We start from the raw sequence: 25,513 nt of genomic DNA, 5'->3' as shown, positions 1-25,513 counted from the left end.
TGGCGGATTGGAGTGTTTTGTATAACTGAGGCAGTTGTCTGATACGGGATCATCATTTTTAATATAAAAAGGTTGCATTATAATGCCGAGATGTGGTATGATACTTTTCGTGGCAAGTTTATAAAAGTTAATTCCCTGGAGAGGTACCGAAGCGGTCATAACGGGGCGGTCTTGAAAACCGTTAGGGGGCAACTCCACGTGGGTTCGAATCCCACCCTCTCCGCCATACTACACTTATAACAAGGATTCGAGCGATCTCGCTCGGGTCCTTTTTTGCGTTTTGATTTTGTCCAGCGTAGTGAGCATACAGGTTGGAGACCGATGTATACGTTGCTCAGTACAACGTTATATTTTGAATAAGGCTAATATGTATAAAAACATCTTCATCGCCGCACTTTATAGGAGTGGAGGTGGTAAGATGAACCGCGAGTTAAACATCGATCAGACAGAGCTTGTAGGGGCTTGGCAAGAACGTTTGCCTCAAGTCCTGAATGTTGGAGACCAGGCTCAGGTAATGGCCGATGAAGCCGATCAGCAGGCGATTCGGATACACATTGCTACAGCAGGGCACGAGATGTACTCTTTTGATTTCAAATGTGCATATGTCGATTCCCGTGAAGTCAGCGTACAGCTGATTGATGTGGAACGGGATGGACGAACGACGGATGAGCGTACAGAACCGATTCAGGAACTGGCTCACGATTATACACGGCACATTCATGAATGCGCACAGTCGTTACAATCCCAGACGAGATAATAGCCTGAAATCTGAAGGAGTGAACTCAATTGACTAAAGCCAAAGCGGGAGTAGACAAAAACCTGCAAAATGTAGTCGATGATCTGGAGCAGCCTGCCGTAAACAGTCATCAAGCCCAGCAAATTCAGCAAGATATTAATGATCGCCGTCATCAGGATGCACTGAATCATGACAAAACGGAAGACAGGGACCCATCCCATTCCTAACAATGATGAGGGGGCAATAATATGAGCAAACCAAAAACAATTCCCGTACCGGAAGCACAAGCATCCGAACAGCATCGTCATTCATCCAAACGCTCTTCCATGCAGGAACCATTATCCGGTTCCAAAAAAGTAAAAAATCAAAATCATGTGGATCATTTGAATCCCCAAGGTTAATAGAAGAAACAGATTCACGCAAAAGTCCCTTGTTACCTAACAGGGGGCTTTTGCGTATTCATACATATATAAAGACAGGCGCATGGTTATTCCCAAAGCTAACCTAGGTCTTTGTAGCCATTTTAAAGAGGAAAGATCACATTTTTCCCAAATTAGGTTTCGGTATCTGGTGATATGGTATATCATTGATATTGAATTACTTTTTTTTGGGGTTATCACGAGAGGAGAGAAACAAATGACTAAACGTATGGGGGCGCTTCTTCTTACATTGCTGTTGACCGTATCTATGGCATTGACAGCATGTAGCAGCAAGCAGGAACCAAAAGAGGCATTGAAGACGGCTGCGGCCAATGCTTCCAAATTGACTTCGTATGAGATGAGTTCCAACTTTACAATTAATGAATTGAGCTATAAACCTGGGGATACTTCACAAACTGATCCTACCATGACTCAGTTTATGAGCATGCTGAAGGATGCTCAGTTGAATGTAACAGGTGTATACCAAAGTGAGCCAATGCAGACAGAGATGACTCTTGGCATCGAGCTTAAAGGCGACATGGGTATGACCTTTAATATCCCAATGGTGATGACGGCAGAGAAACTCTATGTGAAAGTGCCGAATATTCCGTTCTTCCCGATTCCGGAGAACGTTGTAGGCAAATTCTTGGAACTTGACCTGAAAGAACTGGCTGAGCAAGAGGGTACAGAATGGAACCCTGATGCTATGGACGCAGCCAAAACGCAAAAGCTGAGCAACGAAGTCATGGACGCAGTGCTGAGCGAGTACGATCAAGCTAAATTCTTCAAAAATCTAGACACCAAAGATGCAAAACTTCCTGAAGGTGTAGATGCGAAGCAGGTTGTACAATTCTCGGTGAATAATGACAATGTTAAAGAAGCAGTTACTGTACTGGTAACAAAAGCTATGCCTAAAGTATTGGATATTCTGTCCAAAGAGGAATATCGTGAAATGCTGCAAATGGATCAGGCTGATATCGACAAAGCTAAAGAAGATCTGAAGATCACTGAAGCAGATCAGGCTGAAATGGCTAAAGACTTGGATAAATTGAAAGATGTTCTGACAATCAACCAATTCAACATCGATTTCGCATTGGACAAAAACGACTTCCCTGTATATCAAAAGATGGTCGCTGATGTGCTGATCAAGCCAGAAGGTACAAAAGACGAAGTTAAATTGGCATTTACCGGTTCCAATACGTACACCAAGATTAACGAAAAAGCAGCATTCAAAATCAACATCCCTACTGGCGATGACGTAATTACTATGCAAGAGTTCGAAGAACTGATGAACGCTTCGTACGGATACTAATCTCGTCGAGTCCAAATCAAACCGTTTGTTATTCAAGTGAAGGATAATCTCCTTCCGCTTGGGTACAGGCGGTTTTTTTGTTACACAGCGTAAGAGGGGATATCCGCAAAATAATTGATCTTTGATTTTGAATTGTGGCTGGTGATATCTATACAAATAAAACCGCACTCTCTCCTACATAACTAGGGTAGTGCGGTTTTGAATATTAAATTTGTAAATAGTTAAATTGGGAATACAGACAGCTTAATGGGGAAGCTTCTAAATCAATTAATTCGTAAGTTCGTCCAAGTCTTCAGCAAGTACAGCATAGATCTGATGATCCTGATATTTGCCGTTGATCTTGAGGTATTTGCGAGCAGTACCTTCAAACTGGAATCCGTTCTTCTCCATTACGCGCTGTGAACCTTTGTTGGAGGGTAATACCGCAGCCTGAACCCGATTTAACTTCAATGCACGGAAGCCATAAGCTACGGCCAGTTTAACCGCTGCTGTCATTCGTCCGCCACCCTGATAATCCGGATGGATAAAGTAACCCATATCCGCATAATTGGCAACGCCCAACACGACATTGTTGATACTTACTTGTCCAATCAACAGGCTGTCTTTAATGGTATAGATTCCAAATTGATATCCTGTACCTTCTTCTGCTGCCTTGACCCGATCCTCAATCCGCCGAGTCTGAGCATCCAGTGTATAGAATTCATCGTCTCGCACGGGTTCTACAGACTGGTATGGGACGCGTGTGATCTGAATCAGGTCCAGATAGGACTGTGTATCCTGGGGGGTGAGCAACCGAAGGCTTATGCCATTGGCTGTATCATAGAGTGTTAGTGCCATTACACAGCACACTTCCTTTCTAATTGGGATGTTTGTAGTCGGTGACTACTTTAACTTTTGGCGCAGACGTCTGAAAAATTGAGTTAGCATCGTGGAGCATTCAGGTTGGAGAATATCCGCAATAACCTCGGTACGATGGTTAAAACGAGGCTCTTGCAGCAGGTTCATTAGTGTACCTGCACAGCCTGCCTTGGGATCAGCCGTACCATAGATTACGCGGGGGACCCTGGATTGTACAATTGCACCTGCACACATTGGACAAGGTTCCAATGTGACGTACAGAGAACAATCCAACAAACGCCAAGCTCCGATGGTCTCGCTGGCCTGACGAATAGCCACCATCTCTGCATGGGCGGTGGAATCCAGTGTAGTTTCACGCAGATTGTATCCCCGACCAATAATTTGGTTATTTTGTACGATTACAGCTCCAATCGGCACTTCCCCAAGAGCCTCAGCCTTGTAGGCCTCGGCAATGGCCTCTCGCATCCAGTGCTCATGTTGAGCCTCTTCAGATAAATTCCCAAGATCGGGCTGGGGAGAATGGTCATTCATTACTATATAACTCCTTCCAAAATCGTTTATTCAGCGAACAAATATTCGGGTTGTTAACATGTTGTGTATAGAATTGTGGATAACCGTGTAGTTGCTCACATAGTTATAAACAAACTATCCACAAGCCTGTGGGTATGTGGATAAATATAGTGATTAATTTCATTGTAGAGTTCGAAAATGCAAAAAACAACGAATTTCGAGCTTTTCAGTCATTCGGTAACTTTTGGACACAGGTCAATTATCCTTTTCAAAAAGACATACAAGCGTTATGATGGAGATAGGTTTTGCCATATATCGCCAGAGGGTACAAGCCGAGAGGTGAACAAAAAAACTTGTCTATTAAAACGAAATTATCCATGATTATGTCGTGCTCAGTGCTCGTTATTTTAGTGTTGAATATCGCACTGAGTTATTATACTACAGAAGAGAATCTGAGGCAGGACAGTGAAACCAAGATGGTACTCACTGCAAAGCAGATTGCAATTGCTGTCGAACAGAATCAATACAGTTCGGATTATGTAAAGCGGCAGATTGGAAACAATCTGTGGCTTGCTGCTGTCATGGCAGCGGAAGAATTGGACCCGGATATTAATAATATCACAAATGAAGAACTTGTACGCTTGAGCCAAAAGGTCGGCGTCTCACATATTTCGTTAATGGAGCAGACGGATGATGACATCGTTGTTAGCCGCTCCTCAGATCCGAGAGAAATCGGGCTGTCCACCAAATCCATGACTTATTGGTATCAGGCCTTTAAGCAATTGTTTGAAAAACAACAGGTGACGATTCCCCAAGGGCAGAAGTTGGAGCATTTCTGGTCAGATGGATTCGAATATTCGACATCCAGTCCTTCGGATATTGATATCTGGGGTTATTACCATGATGGAAAGAGAAACTACATAATCAATCCCTTCTATAATAATACGGAAGTTGATGACTATGTGAAAATCTCTAGTCCGGATGAGATTTTAAATAAAATTCGTGAGGTCAATCCCTCCATTCTGGAGATTACAGGCATCAATCCGTTGACTTTTGGCAGCCCAAACATGGGTGATGACGGAAGAGATTCGAACTTTAGCAAGTTGAATAACAGACCGATTCGTTTTGGTACATACCAGTATGGTTCTACGGATGAGGATCATCGTGCTGTGGTGCGCGCCATTCGAACAGGGCAAAATGTATCTTTTGTCAGTGAAACGCACGAACAGAAGGTACTGAAGAGTTTTATTCCCATTTTCACACCCAATCAGTCTTCCTATGTGATCAGTATTGTCATGGACTATAAGCAAATATCCTCCATGGTATCTGAGCAGTTGGTGAGCCATGCCTCCATATCGTTGGTTTTGCTGGAGATTGTGATCTTTGGCAGCTATCTGCTCGCAGGGTATATTACGCGTCCGATCCAATCCATACTGGGCAAAGTGAATGATGTAGCGGAAGGGCACTTTGATTTCCGTCTGAAAGTACGGAGGAAGGATGAACTTGGCCAACTGGCCAATCGTATTAATGCCATGATTCGTAATCTGGGCCATTATACGAGCCGTCTGAAACAGATGTATGAAGAGAATCGGGCGGTGAAAGAACATCTGGAGTCCATTATCAATCAGACAGCCGATGCCATTCACATTACGGATCTTGAAGGAAAAGTGCTGCGGGTTAACCGTGCATTTGAACAATTATATGGCTTTCGAAGTCGTGAGGTGGAAGGTCGTAATCTGAAGATCATCCCGCCAGAGGCAGAAGAAGAAATGAAACGTCAGCATGCCCAACTCGTTGAAGGGATGTCCATTACGTCCAACGAAACTACCTGGATGAAGAAAGACGGGACCCGAGTAGAGGTCAGTGTCAGTACGGCTCCGGTACGAGACGAGGCTGGAGAGATTACCGCGCTCATTAGTGTCTCCAGGGACATTACAAGCCGTAATCGGATGGAAGAGCTGCTGAGACGTTCTGAGAAGCTAACAACTGTAGGCCAGCTTGCAGCAGGTGTGGCACATGAGATTCGTAATCCACTGACCACGCTGCGCGGATTCCTACAGTTACAGCAAGAGAGCAACAAGCTGAATCATCGTCATCTGGATCTGATGTTATCGGAGTTGGATCGCATCAACCTTATCGTTGGTGAATTTCTGATTCTGGCCAAACCGCAGGCGGTTCATTTTCAGAATCGGGATATTCGTTTTATTCTTGGCGATGTCATCTCATTACTGGATAGTCAGGCGCATCTGCATGGTGTAGAATTTGTACTGCGTGCCTCATCCGATTCGGCTATGGTACACTGTGAAGAGAACCAGCTGAAGCAGGTATTCATCAATTTGCTGAAAAATGGTATGGAGGCCATGCCAAATGGAGGAAGCATCCATATCAAGCTCAAGCATGACGAACAGTCGAAACGCGTCAGAATTGAGATCAGGGACGAAGGGGTCGGTATCCCGGAAGAGATGATGCCCAAGCTCGGGGAGCCTTTCTTTACGAATAAAGAGTCTGGGACAGGGCTTGGCCTGATGGTCAGTCAGCGCATTATTCAATCACATAAGGGCATGATGGATATTAAAAGCGTCATGAACAAGGGTACAACGGTTATTATTGAACTGCCTGCATCCGAGCAACAACCGGATGTTATTGAGGTAGATCAGGTAACGGATCAACCACTTACAGATGAAGAGAAATAGATGAGGTGAGATTACCTTTTGCGTATTAATAAATTTATTAGTGAAACAGGTTATTGCTCCCGGCGCGAAGCAGACAAGTTGGTGGATAGTGGTCAGGTAACCATTAATGGAGTTAAGGCTGAACTGGGCAGTCAGGCAGAAGAAGGCGACGATGTACGAATTAATGGCAAACCGATCAAGGAAAAGAGAAAACACGTATATATTGCGCTGAATAAACCGATTGGAATCACAAGTACAACTGAGCAGCATATTCAGGGGAATATCGTTGATTTTGTCGGACACGATGAACGTATCTTTCCAATTGGGCGCCTGGATAAGGACTCGGAAGGTTTGATCCTGATGACCAATGATGGTGATATCGTTAACCGGATTCTTAGATCAGAAGGGCGCCATGAGAAAGAGTATATCGTTACTGTTGATCGATCTGTAACCCCGAGTTTCCTTAGAGGTATGAGCACTGGGGTGAAGATCCTGGGTGAAATGACCCTGCCTTGTACAGTGACCCGGATGACGGATCGAGTATTCCGTATCATCCTGACTGAAGGAAAGAACCGTCAGATTCGGCGGATGTGTAGTGCCTTTGGCTACGAGGTTCGTAAGTTGAAGCGTATTCGGATCATGAACATCCATCTTGGAGAAATGGCGACAGGTTCATGGAGAGAGCTTACCCCTGCTGAAAAAGCGGAGCTGGGCGGTCTGTTGGACTATTCGCTGGAATAGTTGATTCGAGTTCGACTAATTAACTGATTGAAGCCCTGCTTTCCGAAAAGGAGCGCAGGGCTTTTTGGTGCAGATTTAATGAAGACTGGTCAATAATACCGAATAGTACGCAAATATGTAGATGAACCAGGCATAAGCCTTATATAAACCCCAAAGACCGTTCTCCTTGTAACTGGAGAACGGTCTTTGGTTAATGAATCGCTGCAGGCCTCTAGTTTCCTCCGCCAACGGCTTTTACATTTGTATTGTTACTTTGATACTTCCGAATGATAGATACCTCTACACGGCGATTCTGTGCCCGTCCGGTATTGGTGTCATTGCTGGCAATCGGGTGATACTCTCCATAACCACTTGGTGTGAATTTGGAAGGGTCCAATTGCGAGTTCAGCAACAGGATTTTCAGGAAGTTGAGCGCACGATCTGCACTTAGATCCCAGTTATCCTTATATTGGTTGTTCGAAATGGGAATATTATCGGTATGACCGGATACAACCACTTCATATTCAGGGAACTCCTGTAGCATGCTTGAGATTGCTTTGGCCAGGGATCGTGATTCAGGCTTCACATCTGCTCGGCCTGAGGAGAACAGGGCGTTATCACTGATGGTGATCTTCAATTCAGACTGATTCAGCTTGGTGTTCAGCTGGTCCGAAAGTCCATTCTTCGAGATATACTTGTCGAGTCGCTCTTTGAGTTTCTCCAGGTCTTCTTGTTCTTTCTTAGCCATCTGTGCATCTGTAATCTGAGCTGGTGTTTTCTTGGTAATTTCTGTAGGTTCCTGTTTGTTCTTACCCAAATCAGCACCTGGCGTATCCGGATTCATGGACGAATGGTCCAGAATTCCGGAACCTCCATTTAATGCACTGTTTAGTGCGGAAGCCATCTGCTCGAACTTAGCTGCATCGATTGAACTCATACCGAACAATACAATAAACAGAGCGAGCAACAAGGTCATCAAGTCGGAATAGGGAAGCAACCAGCTCTCGTCTATATGCTCTTCATGTGGTTCGTGCTTCTTAGCCTTTTTCACCTGATGATCCCTCCTTCTCTTCCAGTTGTTTACGTTCGGAAGGTGTCAGGAATACGGATAACTTTTGGTTGATGGCGATGGTGGAGACACCGGATTGTATGGATAACAGTCCTTCAACCATCATCAGCTTGATCTCCATTTCTTGCTTGGACATCCGTTTCAGCTTGTTAGACATCGGGTGCCATAACACGTAACCACTAAATATACCAAGGAGTGTAGCGATAAATGCTGCCGCAATCGCATGGGAGAGTTTCTCCATGTCACTGAGATCGGCAAGTGCTGCGATGAGACCTACAACGGCCCCGAGAACCCCGAGCGTTGGTGCGTACATCCCCGCCTGAGCGAAGATCAAGGCACTGCCACGGTGGCGCTCCTCTGTAGCATGAATATCCTCCATGAGTACATCACTTACAAATTCCTGATCGTTGCCGTCTATAATCATACGCATACCGCCACGAAGGAACTGATCGTCAATCTCTTCTACTTTTGATTCCAGTGCAAGCAAACCTTCACGACGGGTAGTGGAAGCCCAATCCATAAATGTGCCGATCAGGGATACGCGATCAATAAGTACTTGATTTTTGAAAACAATCCCGAAAAGCTTAGGGATTTTTTTAACTTCAGACATCGGAAATGCGATAAAGATGGTTCCTGCCGTACCAACAAAGATAATAATGTAGGCTGCGGGATTGTTAACCAGGTTGATTAAGGGCGCACCCTTCAAGAACATACCAAATACAAGGGAGACCAGCCCCAAAATTAGTCCAATAATCGTTGAAATGTTCATCATACACCTCATCCATGAGATAAAATTGAATCCTTTCAAGCGGCTGTGTTCGGGCTTCCGGACGAATTTTTGGCCGCAATCCGTTCAATGTTAGGCATTCCTTACGGTTGCTAAAACAGTTAAAACGGTCATATATGTATTTATCGACCAGAAGGCCTTTTTTTTTAAGGGCTATTTTCAGGTATAATAAGATCAAATCCGCTCCTTAGGGGCCGAATAGGAGTGAAAAGCCAATGGGCGTAAAGCATGGACGGGATTATGAAGGAATTTTGACAGATCTGACAACGGCAATCGGACGCATACCGGATCGGTATGTTTTCTTTGAAATGGACGCGGAAGAGTGGGAGAGACTGGCTGCATCTGACCAACTTGAAGTGGATGAGGCGTTGGCGGAGGATTTGTTCTATGCGCTGGGCGAGGAGTCTGTTATTCCGGTTGGAAGTGGCGTGGTCATCCATGATAAGGAACAGCACCGCATTCATATTTTGATCGGAGAAGAAGAGTTGACGTTTGTACCTTTAATTTAGTGTGTTTACAGGGGTATGAATGGAACTGGAATTGTCCTCAAACCCTTATGGTTAGTGGTTCTATGCCATGTAGTTGATTGGATTTTGAAGCTTGTCCGTGGTAAGATGTTAGTCGTGAAATGGGCCAACCGCATGGCGGTGAGCCTGGCCTTTGAGGTTGCTGTTGATAGCGCCGAAGGTGTCGGTGGTTATACGGACTCACGTCTGTAATGTACCATCCTATGGGGAGGAAGATAACGCATGGTTTTTTCGCAAGAGGAAGTCGAAGCTCATCTAGGGAGGCTGGAAGGCTGGGAACTGGAAGAGGGACGGTGGATTGTACGTAAATTCGTGTTCTCCAACTACATGAAAGGGATTGCATTTGTGGATGAGGTCGCTGCGATCTCGGAAGCATTCAATCATCATCCTTTTATTACGATTGATTATACAACGGTTACGCTGCGTCTCACATCATGGGATGCGGGTGGTATTACATCTGTAGATATCAAGGAAGCAGGGCAATATAACGAAGCTTATGACAAAATGAGGTCGCAATAACGAGGTCGGTTATTATCGCGCGGCCAGAAGTGAGTGAACCATACATGTCAGACTATAATCAGAAACAACCTCTTATTACTGTCGTAGGCAGTCTCAATATGGATCTTGTGGTGAAGACAGACACGATTCCGGAAGAGGGAGAGACGGTGAGCGGTGAGGAGCTGCATTACCTCGCTGGTGGCAAAGGGGCCAACCAGGCTGTTGCCGCTGCGCGTCTGGGTGGACAGACTACGATGATTGGTGCGGTGGGATCGGACGGTTTTGGTGAACGTCTGCTGCACAGTCTGACGGAAAGTGGTGCAGATGCCTCGCAGGTTCGCATATTGGAAGACACGGTTACAGGGACGGCTTCCATCTGGCTCTCTCGGGGAGACAACCGGATTATCGTTATTCCTGGTGCGAATGGGCAAGTGGTGCCTGAGATGCTGGAAGAGGCGGATACGGTAAAAAGCCTGACTGCAGCCGCAGCGGTGCTGCTGCAGCTGGAGATCCCGCTGCCAGCGGTTACCCGCGCCGCCCAACTGGCGGCTGAAGGCAGCGCACTGGTGGTGCTCAACCCGGCTCCCGCGGTGCCGGGTCTGCCCCAGGAGCTCCTGCGGTGCGTCGACGTTGTCACGCCGAACCGCAGTGAGCTTGCCGTGCTTACCGGCCGGGATCATCTCCGGCCGGAAGACCTGGATGCGGCGGTCGCAGAGCTCGCCGCATCCCTCGGGGCCGCTGTCGTCACGACGCTCGGCCCCGAGGGGGCTGTTTACGCGGCGGCGCCTGGTGGCCGCGTACAAGCAGAGCGTGCCGGCGCGTGCCGTGCGCCCGGCTACGCCGTAAGCGCCGTCGATACAACCGGCGCTGGCGATTGCTTCAACGGCGCGCTGGCAGTAGCCCTCGCGCGCGGTGAGACTTTGGACGCGGCCGTAGGCTTCGCCATGGGTGCGGCCGCGTTATCCGTGACGAAGCTCGGCGCCCAGTCCGGGATGCCGTCCGCACGTGAAGTTGAGGCCTTTCTGGCCGAGAATGCGCCAGAGGCTTAATAATTGATATAACAAAGAGGCTCTTATTCTCCCAAAAGGGGATTAAGCGCCTCTTTGTTATGCGTGTGCAGAGATTATTTCTTCTCTGACAGCCACATGGCGATATTTGCAATCTCTTCGTCCTGCAGTTTGCCCTTGAAGGAAGGCATACCACCTTTACCTTTGACAATCGTAGAATAGATCTTCTCCAGATCATCTTGGCTACCGATATTTGCCAGAGCAGGTCCTACGCCACCTTGAAGCTGATCCCCGTGACAGGAGATACAATTGGCTTTGACCAGTGCCTCAGCCTGTCCGGCATCCAATGTTACTTCCGGCATGGTTGGTTTGGCTTCTTCAGCCACTTCCTCTTTCCCTGGAAGCGTAAACATTAAAACAATAGCTAAAGCGCATGCTGCAAAAAATACTCCGCTCATGATCCATTTGTGCATCCCTTATGTCCCCTCCAGAATGAAAGATCATCTAACCTGAAACTATCCATATCATTATAACGGAACCTGTACTGACATCATAGCATTTTGTGGGAATTTTTTGAACTAATCACATAACAAGGGGCAAATTTGGTTGTTTTGCAATGGATTCTAACCGCGAGGCCCTTCATAAACCATACAGTGAAAGGGCTTCAAGCCGCTTGGGGTCTGTCGTTCGTATGTATCCTGGGTGACAAATCCACTCTTCAGATAGACTTGAATGGCACGAGCATTCCAAGTGAGTACTTCCAGATCAATCTCATTTGTGGGATTTCGGCGAATGGCTTCCTGTACAATGGCAGTGACAAAAGCTATCCCTTGACCCTGACCACACAGCTCTGGATGCATGCCAAGGCCAATCCGGGTTACCCCTTGAAGTGGGAAGTATTGAGCAAACCCACATATACGATCGTTCTGATCCAGGACGATCGCATATTGCTCCTGCCGCAGCTGTGCATCTCCGAATTCCACTTCCAGAGCTTTCATCTGCTCCCAGGGGAGCCAGCTGTAGATATTGTAAGGCGGGTCATACTGCCAACTGCAGATAAGCTCCGCATGTTCTTCTCGCATAGGTACAACGTGAAACGTCACAGGGGTTTCCTTCATACACCTGCATGCTCCTTTCCTTGAAACAGAACTCTTTGTCCACTCTACAAAAGAGATGTTCATTTAGCAAGTCTTCCTTCCCGAGAAAAAAATGAAACAAAAGTTCCGGTAATTCCGTTTATATTATAACGGGATGGGTAAAAACATCATAAGGGCACGGACGAACGAACGCAAAATGAACCTGTTTGATGTCGCAGGATATGCCCCGAGTATAACTTGCAACATGAATAAGGATTGAAGCACAAAAAAACCGCCGGATACATTCCTGCGGAGAATGTACCGGGCGGTTCTGTTATGCTTCTTGCTTCGTTCCAGTATGTTTAATGGTTACAGCATCATGTTGCTCAGCTTGTCCCTAGTCAAGGGCCAGTGATTCATATGCGTCCGTGCTCATAATCCGTTTCGCGCCAACATAACGATTGGCCCAATAGTTTTCACTCAATGCACTGATCGTAACGCCTTTGGAAGAAGAGGAGTGTGCGAACTTTCCATCCCCTACAAAGATTCCTACATGAGATACGCCTTTACCTGTTGTATTAAAGAACACCAGATCGCCAGCTCTCATCTCCATGCGGGATACGGAATCGCCCATGTCGAATTGGGAACTGGATTGGCGTGCCAAATCAATACCCAACTTGTCGAATACATACCGTGTAAATCCGGAGCAGTCAAAGCCGTTAAGCGTTGTTCCCCCACTTTTGTATGTAGTTCCCATTGCTGAATCAATTACTGTGTCCATCTTTGAATCTGCGAATGCGCTACCTGCACCAAGCGATAAAGCGAATGTGATGCTAAGTACAGCTGCGGTTAATTTCTTCTTGAACAAGAGATATTCCCCTTCCAACGCCTGCGAGGTTAGCTTAAGGATTCGGTTGAAGGTCCCCTATGATCCCTCTGTAGCAAGATCAATTCACCCATAACTGGTTCCCCCGCTTCCCAGGTGCCAGGAATTTGGCTATGCTAGTTATGCACCTGCGAAATCAAGAAATGACGATTTAATTTTAAGTAGTTACAAATATGAATGTAAAGATTACAAAGTTGTTACTAAAAACTCACTGCGATTATTGTAACAGAGGAGTACGGCTTTGGCAACGTTTAGCAACAAATTTAGCAAAAAAAACCTCGACCTTTGATGGGGAAAGGTTGAGGTTTGCCTATTTATAAGTACATATTAGGCCTTGAGTTTAACATGCGATGGTAACAATTTTTAAACTATCTGCTCTCACCTTTGGATATTTTGGACTGCCATAATCGGAAATGGCTGCATATTTTCCACAGACTTAATAGACATCTGGCAAGTGGATACGTCTGTTGTAGTATAAGTCCGGTAAGTCCCGTTAATAACCATGAGGCTGAAGTGAATGCCCCAAAGACGAGCAGGTTTACTCCGCCCAGCAGGAGCGCAATGCCGATTACAGCGCTGAGATGACGCAGTGCAATCCAGAGTGCTTTGAGGGTACCGTGAGCCCCGCCTTCTCCTTCTGGTGCCGACACACCAAACTGCATGTAGAGTATGGCATGGTGGATGATCCAACCATATACAATCCAGGCAGCAACATAAGGTATACCAGGCAAAAGTAATTGAAGGGAATGAAATCCGTCCATGAGAATCGAATAGAGCTTCGGTATGAGCCAGTAGGCGGGCAGAAGTATCAATAAAGTACGTATGGTGTGGAGCAGCAGCATCGGTTTCCACAGATTTTTGATTCCGCGGACGAAGGGGATGCGCTCTTCTGTAGAATTAAAGTGCTGAAGTGAGTAGAGCAGTCCTGCCTGAATGAGGGGGCTGATCAACATGCGAACCAGCAGCATGCCCCCGAGAATCCAAAGATAACGATGAACCTCCGGATGGGTAGACAGGTTAAGTTGACTTTCCATTTTGAACAAAAGTGTACTCAGCTCACCGGCATCAGCATCTGGATAGCGAAGGAGTAGTGGGATAACCGCCGATTGTACCATTCGATAGAAGAAATATCCCCAAATGAGTTGATAAAGAAATAAGAGTGCGGCAATGAACATATGCTGACGGACGAGAAACCAGCCTTCACGTATTTTCGCTTTCACCGTTTCCACCTCACCATGACAGACCTCCGAATATGGCTTCTATTAGTTTGGTTACACTCATGCTCCAGCGGGACTTCGCCCGCTCATCCAGTCCGGATTTCAGGAAATTGTTCATATGGTGGTTCTCCAGCACGATCGAGTACAGAGGATCGGTCATGGCCCAGGATACGGGGGATGTGTGAGTTAATTTATACGTGATGCGATCTTCTTTGCCATTCCATTGCTTGGTGAGGATATGGCCGTCTTCAAAAGCAATGCGAACAGGAACGGCGCTGTAGTCACTGCCTTTTTTTGCGATCGTCACGGATGACTCGTACAATGTTTGACCGTCTTTCTGTATGGGCGTAACACGAATCTTCTCTACAGCAAAGTCAGCCATCCCGTTACCATAGACGTATTGATCAAAATAATCAGACCAGGAAGTGCGGGTCACTTGTTCCACAACGTTTTGAAAATCAGCCGAAGTGGGATGTTTGAAGCGGTACTTCTTCACATAGGTAGAGAGGATGCGTTCCATCTTTTTTGTGCCGACTTGATGTTCGATACCAAGCAATACAAGCTTGCCACGTGTATAGACATTGGCTGCATACTCATTCTGTGAATCGAACTTCCAGGATTCTTGTGTTAAGGATGACGGAGAAGTAATCAGTCCCGATTGTACCGGCAGATTCGGAATCAATCCGTATTCCTGCTCCATCAGTTTGTCTTCTGCATAAGAGGTGAACCCCTCATCCAGCCAGGCTTCCTCGAATTCGTTGCTGGCAACCATGCCGTAGAAGTACTGGTGTCCGATCTCGTGGACTACGGTACGTTCCAGGTCATAACCTGGGGTAGTATCATCGGCTCCAAAGGCCGTAACTAGCGTAGGGTATTCCATACCTCCAGCACCGTTCCCCGCTTTGGGTGGAACTACGATGGATAAGGTAGCGTAAGGATATGGGCCAAACCATTTGCTATAATTGGCTAGAGCGGCCTTCGCGGCGTAGAAATAACGTTCTTTCAGATCCTGATGAGCTGGGTCCAGATATAACTTGATTCGTACACCAGGCACATTGGGTGCAGAGAAGGGTTCCTCGGCGTACACAAAATCGGGTGAGGCTGCCCAGGCGAAGTCGTGCACATCATCGGCATAGAATTGATAGACCTTTTCTCCATTCTTCACCACGGCTTGCTGCGTCGGAAATCCGGTAGCAGCAACTTTGTATGTTTCAGGCACCCGAATACGTACACTATATATACCGAAGTCGGCGTAAAACTCTGAATTGCCATGGTACTGGTGCAGATTCCAGCCTTCCGTTGCTCGTCCACGTCTGCCCACAGGTTCATAGGCACTTAATTTGGGAAACCATTGACCTGCCATGACAAAATTATCAGCAGTTCCCATCCGGGCAAAAATCTTCGGCAGATTCACTTCAAATCGGGTGTGGAGCGTGATGCTTTCCCCGCCTTTGACGGGTTTGGGCAAGCGTACTTTAATGAGGGTGGTGTCCTTGATATTTCCGTCATCTGGTTGCACATACTGCATCCGGTGCAGCAGAGAGAGCCCGTCCTCCGTTTTCATTTCGGTAATGTTCATGGAGCCATAACCATTGGTAGGCATGACATCACCCCGAAGCTTTCCACCGGATTCCTTCATAAAGGTGGTGTCAGCAGAAGAGAAGGCGTTGGGATACATATGAAAGTAAAGCTCGCTGACGGTTTTTTTACCTGGATGTGTCCAGGTAATCGTCTGGGTCCCTTCCAGTACATTCCCTTCGACCAGTTTTACATCCATGTGATATTCCACAACACGGTTGCTGTACACTTCGGCAGTAGGGGTCTGTACACTTTCTGGAGGTGCTGGCGTTGGGGCTATTGCCTTAGGCTTGCCCGATTCGGGGGCGAGTACTGGCAATTCGGAATGAGTTGAGCGATTATAACCCAGAGTGATCCATATCCCTCCGGCAAGTACACACAGGGCCAGGGATGCAGTGAGCCAGCTCTTGGCGCGTCGTGGAATCATCGTTAAATACCTCCCGTTGACAAGCATCTACAGCATGTATATGTTTGCAATGGGGCAATTATTAGTTAAAATATTTGTATCAACCCTTGGAGGCTATAAACATGGACCAAAACGAGCAAAACGGCAAAAAACAGATTGCCTTGAATATCGTTAGTGCAAAAAGCAAGCATAAAGGCTTCGGTGCAGGCTCCATTGAGCTGAATAACCTTTCCCCGGTCATTATTGATAATGGCGAAGCCAAAATCGATATCGGGGCGATGCATGCGAAGAGCAAAGTGGAACGCAATATCAAGTTCTCTACCAATCGTGAGGATGTGCCCAACGGACGCCAGGTATGGCTGGTGTGGGTAGCTGTCGATCGCACGGAGGAAGGCCAACTGTATGGTGGAGCAACGGCATGTGAGATGTGGATTGATACAGAAGCAAGACGTGGATGGAAACTGCTGGCGGAACATGTGAATCGCATGGATTATGCCTTGAAGCGTCGCTTCATGCTGGATGAGCTTGGACCCGAAGCTCGAGCTGCACTTAAGACGCTGCTGATCTCACACAACGAAGACTGGTGGAATGCTTCTCCAGATGTATTGAAGGAAGCACTCGCCTAAGGCAGATCATTTTCAACAAAGTATAGCAAAAAAAGCAAAAGGCCCCTTAACCGGAAAGTTCGGTTGGGGGTCTTTTGCTTGTACATTAGTCGTATACATCGATCTGAATAATTATGAGTTTTCATCCGAAGTGAATTTCCAATTGTTCAATATAACCAGGGGTTATAGGTGACGCAACTAAGTCATCGCCCATTTACATCATTCTACCCACCAACGTTTGAAATCTCTCCACCAGGAATGTTTTTCTTCCTGTATGCCTTGTTGATTCTGTACTTGGCGGGTCTTCTCATCTTCTCCAGAATCCGAATCATCCGTCGTACCATGACATACCTCTGTCGGTTCAGTACCATCAATAAAGACTTCCAATCGTTTCTCTTCACAGCCGTTGCCTGCCAGTTTGCCGGATTCAGGGTCGATATAGACACTTACAACATGATCAGGAACGGTGAAAATTTTGGGTGGTACGCTCGCAAGAGCCTGCTCTGTGAACTGGGCAAAGATCGGCGCTGCCCGGCGGCCATCCGAAGTCGAGATGGCTTTGCCTTGATCGTAACCAACCCATACAGCAGTGGAAAGCTCCGGTGTGAATCCAACGAGCCAGGCATCCGTGTTGGTTGTTCCTGTTTTTCCCGCTACCGGACGTTTGATCGCCTTAGACACCCGGTTGCCCGTTCCTCCATTTTCGAAGACACTTTCCATTAAACGAGTCAGTACATAAGCTGCCGCAGGTTCCACCACGGTCTCAGCCTTCGTCTGAGGCGATTCATAGAGCACACGTCCTGCGGCATCTGTCACTTGCAGAATGGCTACAGGTGGCGTTCGTTGTCCACCGGCAGCAATGACGGAAAAGGCCGACGCCATCTCCAGCGGGCTGACAGGTGACGTTCCCAGTGCAAGAGAAGGTACGGCGCTCAGGTTGCTTGTAATGCCGAGATTTTTTGCCATACTCACAACCTGCTCAGGACCGATCTGCATAATGGTGTTCACCGCATAGATATTGTCTGAAGCGGCGATCGCCTGTCTTAGATCAATCTCACCCAGATACTTGTCTCCAAAGTTGCCGGGTTTATAGGTTTTGCGGTCATTGTCATAGTGAAAAAGGGTAGGTTCACTGTTAAATATGGATGCACTGGTGAGCTGCTTGGATTCCAGGGCTGCCAGATACATAATGGGTTTAAACGCCGAACCTGGCTGGCGCGTTGTCGCCAGTACATGGTTAATCTGATTGGTGCGGTAATTCTTGCCGCCCACCATGGCTTTGATGTAGCCCGTCCGAGGGTCGATGGACACCAGAGCCGTCTCCAACTCACTTTTGGCATCCATACCCTTCGCTATGGCATCTTCAGCTGCTTTTTGTACACGCAGATCCAGGGTGGTGTAGATATTCAATCCCCCATGATCCAGCATCGCTTCACTGATTCCCAGCTCTTTGATGGCCAGATTCCGGATATAGTCACGGAAATACGGGGCACTTTCCACCGTTTTACGCTCACTTTCCGGTTTGAACGAAAGCATTTTCTCATAGGCCTTATCCGCTTCGGCCTGGGTGATCTTGCCGATATCAGCCATGGCATTCAGCACAATTTTCTGTCGGTCTTTGGCATTCTTCATATGGTTATAGGGTGAATAGTAGGTAGGTCCTTTCGGGATTCCTGCCAGCATGGCACTCTCTGCAAGATCCAGCTGTTTGGCTGATTTGCCAAAATACATTCGTGAAGCCGCTTCAATTCCGTACGCACCATGCCCATAATAGATTTCGTTCAGATACATCTGCAAAATTTCATCCTTGCTGTATTTCATCTCCAATTGTGCCGTGTACATGGCTTCCTTGGCTTTGCGAGTCCATGTTTTCTCATGAGATAGATATAGGTTACGCGCCAGCTGTTGAGTCAATGTACTCGCACCCTGCGACATCTGCATATGTTCGAGGTTAACGAGCACAGCCCGTCCCATCCCTTGCACATCGAACCCGTAGTGATTATAGAATTTGCGGTCCTCTACAGCCAGAGTGGCATTGATCAGATCTGGAGCGATATCCTCCAGTTGAACGGGTACAGAGTCTTTGCCACCTGCAGAGAAGGTAGCGATGACTTCACCTTGACTGTCCAGTAATCTGGAATTCCGATCAGAGTCTGCTAGGGGCAGACTGGTTGCGTATAGATAGACCAATCCTGCAGCGGTAGCAAGTATAGCGAGCACGGCGAGCAGAGACAGGTTTTTAAACAATTTACGTACACGGAACCCGCGTTTGCGGGTCTTTTGATTTGGCTTGGTCATGGAACGGGCTCCTCTCTTTTCTTCCAGTATGGGACTTGATTGGCAGGGATATTCAATCGGGTGCATAAGCAAACAAAATGTAGCATTTCCGCCTTAAAAACCGTTTTGCAGTATAAACGTCAATCGCGTATAATGCAAAAGGGTAATGAAAAGGTAAGATTCGGCACAAGATACTAAAGCGCGTAAGGACGAACAGACGAGTGGTCATTGATTCATTGATTAGTCAGACGCTCTGCACTCTCTGGTCAATTTAATCTATATAATGAAGTGAACCGCGGACCTTTCCCACAGGCCAGCAATTATAACGCGATATGGCGCCGAACGCTGGACGTGCTTGGGCGAACCGATTATAGTGCACAGCGCTTGATCGGGTATGGCTGATCATTAACTTTACGGAAAGAAGGTAGAGATTATGGAATTGTGGTTTACGGAGAAACAGACCCCGGTATTCGGGATCACCGCGAAGATTAAGCAGACCTATGTTACAGAGAAAACGGATTTTCAAGATTTGGCCATGGTAGAGACCGAAGAATTCGGTAACATGTTGCTTCTTGATGGCATGGTGATGACGACTGTAAAAGACGAATTCGTATATCACGAAATGGCGGCACACCCTGCGCTGAACACTCACCCGAATCCGAAAAAAGTTCTGGTTGTCGGTGGCGGCGATGGCGGAGTCATTCGTGAAGTCATTAAACATGCTGCTGTAGAAAAAGCAGTTCTCGTCGAAATTGACGGTAAAGTTATTGAATACTCTAAAAAATATTTGCCTGAAATCGCCGGCAAGTTGGACGAGCCTAATGTTGAAGTGCTCGTAAACGACGGCTACATGCATATTATTGAACATAAAAATGAATACGATGTGATCATCGTAGACTCCACGGAGCCTGTAGGTCCGGCTGCGCCATTGTTTGAGCGTGGGTTCTATCAGGGCATCTACGAAGCATTGAAAGAAGACGGAATCTTCGTTGCCCAAACGGACAACCCTTGGTTCAAGGCGGATCTGATCCAGAAGGTGAACAAAGACGTCAAAGAAATCTTCCCGATCGTACATGTGTACGGCTGTAATATTCCAACCTATCCAAGTGGTTTGTGGACATTCACCATGGGTAGCAAGAAACATGACCCGCTTGAAGTGGATGAGACTCAAATCCCGGAGATGGATACCAAGTATTACTCTCCGCGTCTGCACAAAGCAGCATTTGTACTTCCTAAATTCGTGGAAGATTTAACGAAATAAAAGGGGAAATCATTAATGAAACTGGATCAAGCTTATTCAGGAAACGTATTTATTTGCAGCTCTGAGGATTATGAGAACTCCAAAGCGGTTATCTATGGCATGCCGATGGATTACACCGTCAGCTTCCGTCCGGGTTCCCGTTTCGGCCCATCTCATATCCGTCAAGCATCGGTTGGACTTGAAGAGTACAGCCCATATCTCGACAAAAGCATTGTAGACATGACATACTTTGACGCTGGAGACCTACTCTTGCCTTTTGGTAACGCGGGACGAAGCCTTGAGGTAATTCATGAATACATCGGCAGTCTGCTTGCTGACGACAAATTCCCAGTTGGTCTCGGTGGCGAGCATCTGGTTACTTGGCCAGTCATCCAACAGATGTACAAGAAATACCCGGATCTTATCCTGATTCATATTGATGCACACGCTGACCTTCGTGAAAACTATGAAGGCGAGCCATTGTCCCACTCCACACCAGTGCGTAAAGCGGCTGAGTTGATGGGTGGCAAAAACATCTATCAGTTCGGTATCCGTTCTGGCTCCCGTGAGGAGTTCCAGTATGGTCGCGAGAACATCAACTTCTATCCATTTGAAGTGGCAGCTCCAATGAAGGAAGCTCTTCCGAAGATGGGCAATCGTCCGGTATACGTAACCATCGACATCGATGTACTTGATCCGTCAGCAGCACCAGGAACAGGTACAGCAGAAGCGGGCGGCATTACGTCCAAGGAACTGCTGGAAGCCATTCATATGATCGCAGGATCTGATGTAAATGTAGTTGGTTGTGACTTGGTTGAAGTTGCACCAATCTATGATCCAACACAACAGACACAGATTGTAGCTGCGAAGCTGATCCGTGAAATGCTACTTGGATTCGTGAAATAATCACAGAATACTCGATAAGTATAACGCTCTCTGTCTGCGCGGTTTCAACTTTGCGCAGGGGAGGGCGTTTTGTATTGTTAACTTTTGTACAGAGCTGTGCTATACTGACTACATAAGTATTCAGTAGTATATTAATTGATATATTACATTCGTGAAGTATATGGTGATCGGGTTCGGTCATATACTAAAAAAGAGTCTTCACCGCGTCAACGGTAAAGACTCTTAGGACCCGAAAGGCTGTGGATTGCCACGGCGCGCATGAACTAAATAATGCTATTCAAGCGAAACCCACCGTCAGGCTTCCGACCTTATGAGGTGGGTTTTCGCTTGCTACGAAACTTTTTGCGCAACCAACGGTAAAGCTTTCGCCCACTCAGTACAATACTGAGGATCGCAGCAATCCATCGGATTACATCAAGCAACGCCACAAGTTTGACCATCGACGTCACCCCCTTTCGGGAAGCTGCGCCGTGGTCGGGAAAACATCCACCGATATTCAAAAGTCCATAACATTAATTATAGCACGTATGTTCCTATGTCTCTACCATTTATTGCTTATATCAGTATATGCTCGTACATGCAGATATCCTGCCTTGGCATGACTCCATCTTAATATTTATACCTTTTATTAAGTATCAGTTTTGTTATCCTTGCTGTGGTGACGTATCCCATTTAACTTAGAGTACACAATGCTTGGTGATGAACCACCCTTGCCTACATGATCCAATCATGGGTAAAGGTGGTTTTTTTCTTGCGAAATTGTCCTCGGGGTTAATCAGATTGTTACGTTAGAATCATCATATTTGGGTAAAACCATAAAAGGAGGTGTTACGATGACAACCAAGAGTACAAAGACATGGAAACGGATTGGTGCAATCGCATTATCGTTAACGCTAGCTTGGGGGATGGGTCCGGTACATACGCTATCAGGTGCTAACGCCGCATCCTCACAGGCATGTGGAAAGGGAGATCACGGACTATCTGCTACTTTGAAAAAGGGCAGCGGTGTGGAAGAGCAACACCTGCAATTTACGGACATTGATTTTCTTAATGATACGACTGGACGAGCTGGGGGTGAGGGCTTCCTGATAGGCACCTCGAATGCAGGATGTACGTGGCAGTCCATATATACCGGGCAATGGCAATTCACACAGCTTGATTTTCCGAATAATGTGAACGGATACGCGCTGGCGCGAGTGAAGGATTCACCTGCAACCTATCTGATCCGTACCCATGATGGGGGATCGCACTGGACGCGGCTCGATACGCCGGGCATTCAATTCAAGCGAATTGATTTTCGCAATAAAGATGTAGGTTATGGTTACACCTATAATGGTGCATATCAGACGAAGGATGGCGGGGTAACCTGGAGTAAATTGAATACACCTGCCAACACGCGTGCAGCTGCCTTTGCGACAGAGAAACAAGGGTATGCCGTCGTGGTTGTACCCGGATCGGGGTATCATCTGAAGCAAACGAGTGATGGCGGCAAGAACTGGACAACCTCTCTTCGAGTTGTCTCAGACACATGGAGCGGAGCGGATCTGTATGCACATGGCCAGCAAGTATGGGCCCTTCTGTATGGTGATGCAGGCATGTCCCAACAATCCTACTCCCTCTATGCGAGCGGTAATCAAGGCAAGAACTGGACCCAAGTATTTGCGCAATCCACAGCAGGGGGAGGTCCTGCACCAGGTACAAACAGTACGGGCAAAGGAAACGGACCAGCCAACCCGGGTGGTCATCCCGGCAACATGGCGTTGATTGGTAATCAGACAGCTTATCTGTCTGCAGGTTCACCCGCAGCAGGCAAAGTGGGTATTGGACGTTCTTATGATACAGGTTCCACGTGGAAAAATATTGACCTGAAAGATCCGGGATACAGTTCCCATATCTCGTTCCCATCTGCCAAGATGGGTTGGCTCGCAGTAACAAGTGATAACTCTCCTGCGATCTATCAGACTACAGATGGTGGAACGACCTGGACACAAAAAATGTTGTTGCCTTCAGAGCAGGATTAAATAGCCTGTTATTCTGAAATAACAATGGAGCAAATCCAAATTAGAAATGAATGAAAATCAATTTAGTAAGTCTCTGCATGAATTTCAATAACAAACAAGCCTCTTCCTAATCATTTACACAGGAAGAGGTTTGTTTGTGTAGAAATAAAAACGGTTGAAACCTACTCCAAAACGAGTTATTGTAAGCGATAACAATACAATTTATGGGGGTTGAAATCATGGTTGATGTTATTTTAAAGGCGGATTCAGATCAAGGATTAATAAATCGCAATATATATGGTCACTTTTCCGAACACTTGGGACGTTGTATTTATGAGGGGCTGTGGGTAGGAGAAGATTCACCCATTCCGAATACGGATGGGATTCGAAATGATGTATTGAAGGCCTTGCAGAAGCTTAATATTCCAGTACTTCGCTGGCCAGGCGGTTGTTTTGCCGATGAATATCACTGGAAAGATGGTGTAGGTCCGAAGAGTGAGCGTGCTCGTATGATTAATACACACTGGGGCGGTGTGGAAGAGAACAATCACTTTGGTACACATGAATTCTTGAGATTATGTGAGTTGCTCGGCACGGAGCCATATATTAGTGGCAACCTGGGTAGCGGTACAGTGCAGGAGATGCAGGAATGGGTGGAGTACATCACGTTTGACGGCGAATCCCCGATGGCGAACTGGCGTAAGAGTAACGGTAGGGAAGAACCTTGGAAAATGAAGTATTTTGGCGTGGGAAATGAGAACTGGGGATGCGGCGGCAATATGCGTCCTGAATATTATGCGGATGAATATCGCCGGTATGCTACATATGTACGTAACTATTCCGGGAACGAGATTTATAAAATCGCTTGTGGACCCAACGAAGGCAACTATGAATGGATGGAAGTCCTGATGCGGGAGGCTGCTCGCTTTATGGATGGGATTAGTCTTCATTATTACACTATCCCTACAGGGGAGTGGAATGATAAAGGCGCAGCTACAGGATTTGGTGAGGCTGAATGGTTCACCACTTTGAAAAAGACGCTCCATATGGATGAATTACTGGTGAAGCACTCCGAGATTATGGACAAATATGATCCAGAGGGCAGAGTCGGAATTATTGTGGATGAATGGGGTACGTGGTATAACGTTGAGCCGGGAACCAATCCAGGATTCCTGTATCAACAAAATACGATGCGGGACGCTGTGCTTGCAGGTGTTAACCTGAATATTTTCAACCAACATAATAAACGGGTACACATGGCAAATCTTGCGCAGATCGTCAATGTGCTTCAATCGCTTGTGCTCACGGAAGGGGACAAAATGCTCCTGACCCCTACGTATCATGTATTTGATATGTATCAGGTTCATATGGATGCGCAGCGACTGGATTTGAATTATGAAAGCCCTGGGTATACCTTCGGAGAAGAAACCATTCCTCAGCTCAGCTTGTCAGCCTCCCGCAACAAGGATGGGGTCATTCATGTGACAGCTTGTAATCTGAGTCATACCGATGAGTTGGAAGTTGTGTGTCAGCTGGACGCAGCTCAAGCGGCTATAAGTAACCGGGCAGATTCTGCACCATACTGATTTTGGTGCATTCAATACCTTTGAACAGCCGAATCATGTTCAGCCTGTGGCGTGGGAAGGACTCACACTGGAGAATAACACCTTACGTTTTGTTCTTCCTCCAGCATCGGTTGGGGTCATCGCTGTTGAGGGTTAATGATGAAAAGGCAGGAACCTTGCAAGGGCTGTAATGATCAGTACGATGTGAAGATTAGCGATACCAAAATGGCCAGACTTGTGGAGATTGCCTCACGTTCGCGTCCGACGGTACAGGATGAGGAATATGAACGTCGGCTATCCATCTGCTCTGCTTGTCCGGGATTGCAATATGGCACAACTTGTCGGCATTGTGGTTGTCTCGTACAGGTGCGAGCGAAGCTGAGTGAGTCGACATGTCCTTTTCCTTATGAATCGCAATGGGCCTGATCGGATGAACGAATCTTATTATAATGAAGCAAAAGGGAGTTGCACTTTACAGGTGCGGCTCTTCTTTTTTGGCTTGATGAGGAAAAAACTCTGAATTTGGATTTGAATTGAGCGAGGGAACTGGATATAGTTATACAGTAGAGTGTAGGATAGCGAGCTATCCGGGAATATGAGCGCGTATAGCGGCACAACAATACGGGAAGGGCTGTTCTCACC

The 25,513-nt window shown here is 46.7% G+C and carries 26 protein-coding genes, 1 tRNA gene, 1 pseudogene and 1 riboswitch; of the genes and pseudogenes, 17 read left to right on the top strand and 11 right to left on the bottom strand.

The window, feature by feature from the left end; genetic code table 11:
• Nucleotides 1–137 precede the first annotated feature (137 nt).
• From QF041_RS20260 to QF041_RS20240, 5 genes are all read left to right on the top strand, one after another.
• A tRNA-Ser gene (locus QF041_RS20260) sits at nucleotides 138–226 on the top strand.
• A gap of 192 nt (nucleotides 227–418) precedes the next feature.
• On the top strand, nucleotides 419–757 hold the full coding sequence (locus QF041_RS20255; protein WP_036607297.1) for a hypothetical protein: 339 nt from the start codon (nucleotides 419–421) through the stop codon (nucleotides 755–757).
• Between the two features lie 29 nt (nucleotides 758–786).
• Nucleotides 787–963: a hypothetical protein gene (locus QF041_RS20250; RefSeq protein ID WP_307415449.1), complete on the top strand. Its 177-nt coding sequence runs from the start codon at nucleotides 787–789 to the stop codon at nucleotides 961–963.
• Nucleotides 964–984: 21 nt separating this feature from the next.
• Nucleotides 985–1,137 (top strand): small acid-soluble spore protein P, encoded by a 153-nt coding sequence (locus QF041_RS20245; protein ID WP_036607296.1) that lies wholly within the window; start codon nucleotides 985–987, stop codon nucleotides 1,135–1,137.
• Nucleotides 1,138–1,372: 235 nt separating this feature from the next.
• The gene (locus QF041_RS20240; protein WP_307415448.1) at nucleotides 1,373–2,467 is read left to right on the top strand and encodes a hypothetical protein; all 1,095 of its coding nucleotides are present in this window, start codon (nucleotides 1,373–1,375) and stop codon (nucleotides 2,465–2,467) included.
• A gap of 267 nt (nucleotides 2,468–2,734) precedes the next feature.
• Here QF041_RS20240 and QF041_RS20235 read toward each other — a convergent pair whose 3' ends face one another.
• Both QF041_RS20235 and tadA read right to left on the bottom strand, forming a co-directional pair.
• A complete protein-coding gene (locus QF041_RS20235) occupies nucleotides 2,735–3,304 on the bottom strand; it encodes a GNAT family N-acetyltransferase (RefSeq protein WP_307415447.1) in 570 nt (189 codons plus the stop codon).
• Between the two features lie 45 nt (nucleotides 3,305–3,349).
• Entirely contained in the window at nucleotides 3,350–3,856 is a 507-nt protein-coding gene (tadA, locus tag QF041_RS20230; protein ID WP_307415446.1) for a tRNA adenosine(34) deaminase TadA, read from the bottom strand.
• A gap of 332 nt (nucleotides 3,857–4,188) precedes the next feature.
• On the opposite strand from tadA, the gene QF041_RS20225 reads away from it, so the two are divergent.
• The gene (locus QF041_RS20225) at nucleotides 4,189–6,528 is read left to right on the top strand and encodes a PAS domain S-box protein (RefSeq protein ID WP_307415445.1); all 2,340 of its coding nucleotides are present in this window, start codon (nucleotides 4,189–4,191) and stop codon (nucleotides 6,526–6,528) included.
• Between the two features lie 18 nt (nucleotides 6,529–6,546).
• Nucleotides 6,547–7,248, top strand: a complete 702-nt coding sequence (gene rluF / locus QF041_RS20220; RefSeq protein ID WP_036607293.1) for a 23S rRNA pseudouridine(2604) synthase RluF — start codon at nucleotides 6,547–6,549, stop codon at nucleotides 7,246–7,248.
• Between the two features lie 211 nt (nucleotides 7,249–7,459).
• Here the strand turns inward: rluF and motB are convergent, their stop codons facing one another.
• Together motB and motA are read right to left on the bottom strand one after the other, a co-directional pair.
• Nucleotides 7,460–8,278, bottom strand: a complete 819-nt coding sequence (motB, locus tag QF041_RS20215; protein ID WP_036607292.1) for a flagellar motor protein MotB — start codon at nucleotides 8,276–8,278, stop codon at nucleotides 7,460–7,462.
• Nucleotides 8,265–9,065, bottom strand: coding sequence for a flagellar motor stator protein MotA (gene motA, locus QF041_RS20210; protein WP_211085594.1), 801 nt, complete (start codon nucleotides 9,063–9,065; stop codon nucleotides 8,265–8,267). Before motA ends, motB begins: the two co-directional genes overlap by 14 nt.
• A 233-nt stretch (nucleotides 9,066–9,298) precedes the next feature.
• On the opposite strand from motA, the gene QF041_RS20205 reads away from it, so the two are divergent.
• The 4 genes from QF041_RS20205 to rbsK are packed head-to-tail and all read left to right on the top strand — an operon-like array spanning nucleotide 9,299 to nucleotide 11,157.
• Nucleotides 9,299–9,592 carry a hypothetical protein gene (locus QF041_RS20205; protein WP_074092938.1) on the top strand — a complete coding sequence of 98 codons (294 nt, stop codon included), beginning with the start codon at nucleotides 9,299–9,301 and terminating at the stop codon, nucleotides 9,590–9,592.
• 15 nt (nucleotides 9,593–9,607) lie between these two features.
• Nucleotides 9,608–9,802, top strand: coding sequence for a hypothetical protein (locus QF041_RS20200; RefSeq protein WP_307415444.1), 195 nt, complete (start codon nucleotides 9,608–9,610; stop codon nucleotides 9,800–9,802).
• Between the two features lie 30 nt (nucleotides 9,803–9,832).
• Nucleotides 9,833–10,129 carry a 4a-hydroxytetrahydrobiopterin dehydratase gene (locus tag QF041_RS20195; RefSeq protein ID WP_017691315.1) on the top strand — a complete coding sequence of 99 codons (297 nt, stop codon included), beginning with the start codon at nucleotides 9,833–9,835 and terminating at the stop codon, nucleotides 10,127–10,129.
• Nucleotides 10,130–10,173: 44 nt separating this feature from the next.
• Nucleotides 10,174–11,157 carry a ribokinase gene (gene rbsK, locus QF041_RS20190; RefSeq protein ID WP_307415443.1) on the top strand — a complete coding sequence of 328 codons (984 nt, stop codon included), beginning with the start codon at nucleotides 10,174–10,176 and terminating at the stop codon, nucleotides 11,155–11,157.
• A gap of 74 nt (nucleotides 11,158–11,231) precedes the next feature.
• On the opposite strand, the gene QF041_RS20185 is transcribed toward rbsK, so the two are convergent.
• The 5 genes from QF041_RS20185 to QF041_RS20165 form a co-directional block, all read right to left on the bottom strand.
• A complete protein-coding gene (locus QF041_RS20185; protein ID WP_036607288.1) occupies nucleotides 11,232–11,588 on the bottom strand; it encodes a c-type cytochrome in 357 nt (118 codons plus the stop codon).
• A 150-nt stretch (nucleotides 11,589–11,738) separates the two neighbouring features.
• Nucleotides 11,739–12,233, bottom strand: coding sequence for a GNAT family N-acetyltransferase (locus QF041_RS20180; protein ID WP_307415442.1), 495 nt, complete (start codon nucleotides 12,231–12,233; stop codon nucleotides 11,739–11,741).
• 355 nt (nucleotides 12,234–12,588) lie between these two features.
• Nucleotides 12,589–13,059: a C40 family peptidase gene (locus QF041_RS20175; RefSeq protein WP_036607285.1), complete on the bottom strand. Its 471-nt coding sequence runs from the start codon at nucleotides 13,057–13,059 to the stop codon at nucleotides 12,589–12,591.
• A 3-nt stretch (nucleotides 13,060–13,062) separates the two neighbouring features.
• Nucleotides 13,063–13,200, bottom strand: a riboswitch (cyclic di-AMP (ydaO/yuaA leader).
• A gap of 245 nt (nucleotides 13,201–13,445) precedes the next feature.
• Complete coding sequence (locus QF041_RS20170; RefSeq protein ID WP_307415441.1) at nucleotides 13,446–14,297, bottom strand: hypothetical protein; 852 nt, start codon at nucleotides 14,295–14,297, stop codon at nucleotides 13,446–13,448.
• 10 nt (nucleotides 14,298–14,307) lie between these two features.
• Nucleotides 14,308–16,299: a M1 family metallopeptidase gene (locus tag QF041_RS20165; RefSeq protein WP_307415440.1), complete on the bottom strand. Its 1,992-nt coding sequence runs from the start codon at nucleotides 16,297–16,299 to the stop codon at nucleotides 14,308–14,310.
• A gap of 101 nt (nucleotides 16,300–16,400) precedes the next feature.
• Between QF041_RS20165 and QF041_RS20160 the strand changes: the two genes are divergently transcribed.
• Nucleotides 16,401–16,904, top strand: a complete 504-nt coding sequence (locus tag QF041_RS20160) for a YwhD family protein (protein WP_017691308.1) — start codon at nucleotides 16,401–16,403, stop codon at nucleotides 16,902–16,904.
• A gap of 198 nt (nucleotides 16,905–17,102) precedes the next feature.
• On the opposite strand, the gene QF041_RS20155 is transcribed toward QF041_RS20160, so the two are convergent.
• The gene (locus tag QF041_RS20155) at nucleotides 17,103–19,181 is read right to left on the bottom strand and encodes a transglycosylase domain-containing protein (RefSeq protein WP_307415439.1); all 2,079 of its coding nucleotides are present in this window, start codon (nucleotides 19,179–19,181) and stop codon (nucleotides 17,103–17,105) included.
• Between the two features lie 412 nt (nucleotides 19,182–19,593).
• Here QF041_RS20155 and speE point away from each other — a divergent pair, with 412 nt between their 5' ends.
• The gene (gene speE, locus QF041_RS20150) at nucleotides 19,594–20,421 is read left to right on the top strand and encodes a polyamine aminopropyltransferase (RefSeq protein ID WP_017691306.1); all 828 of its coding nucleotides are present in this window, start codon (nucleotides 19,594–19,596) and stop codon (nucleotides 20,419–20,421) included.
• Nucleotides 20,422–20,436: 15 nt separating this feature from the next.
• Complete coding sequence (gene speB, locus QF041_RS20145) at nucleotides 20,437–21,306, top strand: agmatinase (RefSeq protein WP_036607280.1); 870 nt, start codon at nucleotides 20,437–20,439, stop codon at nucleotides 21,304–21,306.
• A 308-nt stretch (nucleotides 21,307–21,614) separates the two neighbouring features.
• On the opposite strand, the gene QF041_RS20140 is transcribed toward speB, so the two are convergent.
• Nucleotides 21,615–21,746 (bottom strand): hypothetical protein, encoded by a 132-nt coding sequence (locus QF041_RS20140; RefSeq protein WP_017691304.1) that lies wholly within the window; start codon nucleotides 21,744–21,746, stop codon nucleotides 21,615–21,617.
• Nucleotides 21,747–22,139: 393 nt separating this feature from the next.
• On the opposite strand from QF041_RS20140, the gene QF041_RS20135 reads away from it, so the two are divergent.
• The 3 genes and pseudogenes from QF041_RS20135 (at nucleotide 22,140) to QF041_RS20125 (ending at nucleotide 25,297) form a co-directional block, all read left to right on the top strand.
• Nucleotides 22,140–23,327 carry a WD40/YVTN/BNR-like repeat-containing protein gene (locus tag QF041_RS20135; RefSeq protein ID WP_307415438.1) on the top strand — a complete coding sequence of 396 codons (1,188 nt, stop codon included), beginning with the start codon at nucleotides 22,140–22,142 and terminating at the stop codon, nucleotides 23,325–23,327.
• Nucleotides 23,328–23,545: 218 nt separating this feature from the next.
• Nucleotides 23,546–25,028 (top strand): annotated as a pseudogene (locus QF041_RS20130) (alpha-N-arabinofuranosidase).
• The gene (locus QF041_RS20125; protein ID WP_256332465.1) at nucleotides 25,028–25,297 is read left to right on the top strand and encodes a DUF6171 family protein; all 270 of its coding nucleotides are present in this window, start codon (nucleotides 25,028–25,030) and stop codon (nucleotides 25,295–25,297) included. Before QF041_RS20130 ends, QF041_RS20125 begins: the two are co-directional and overlap by 1 nt.
• The last annotated feature ends 216 nt before the right edge of the window (nucleotides 25,298–25,513 follow it).

This window comes from Paenibacillus sp. W2I17 (assembly GCF_030815985.1).
GTDB lineage: Bacteria > Bacillota > Bacilli > Paenibacillales > Paenibacillaceae > Paenibacillus.
Note: the sequence above shows the minus strand (reverse complement) of the source record. Positions and strands in the feature narration are given on the sequence as shown.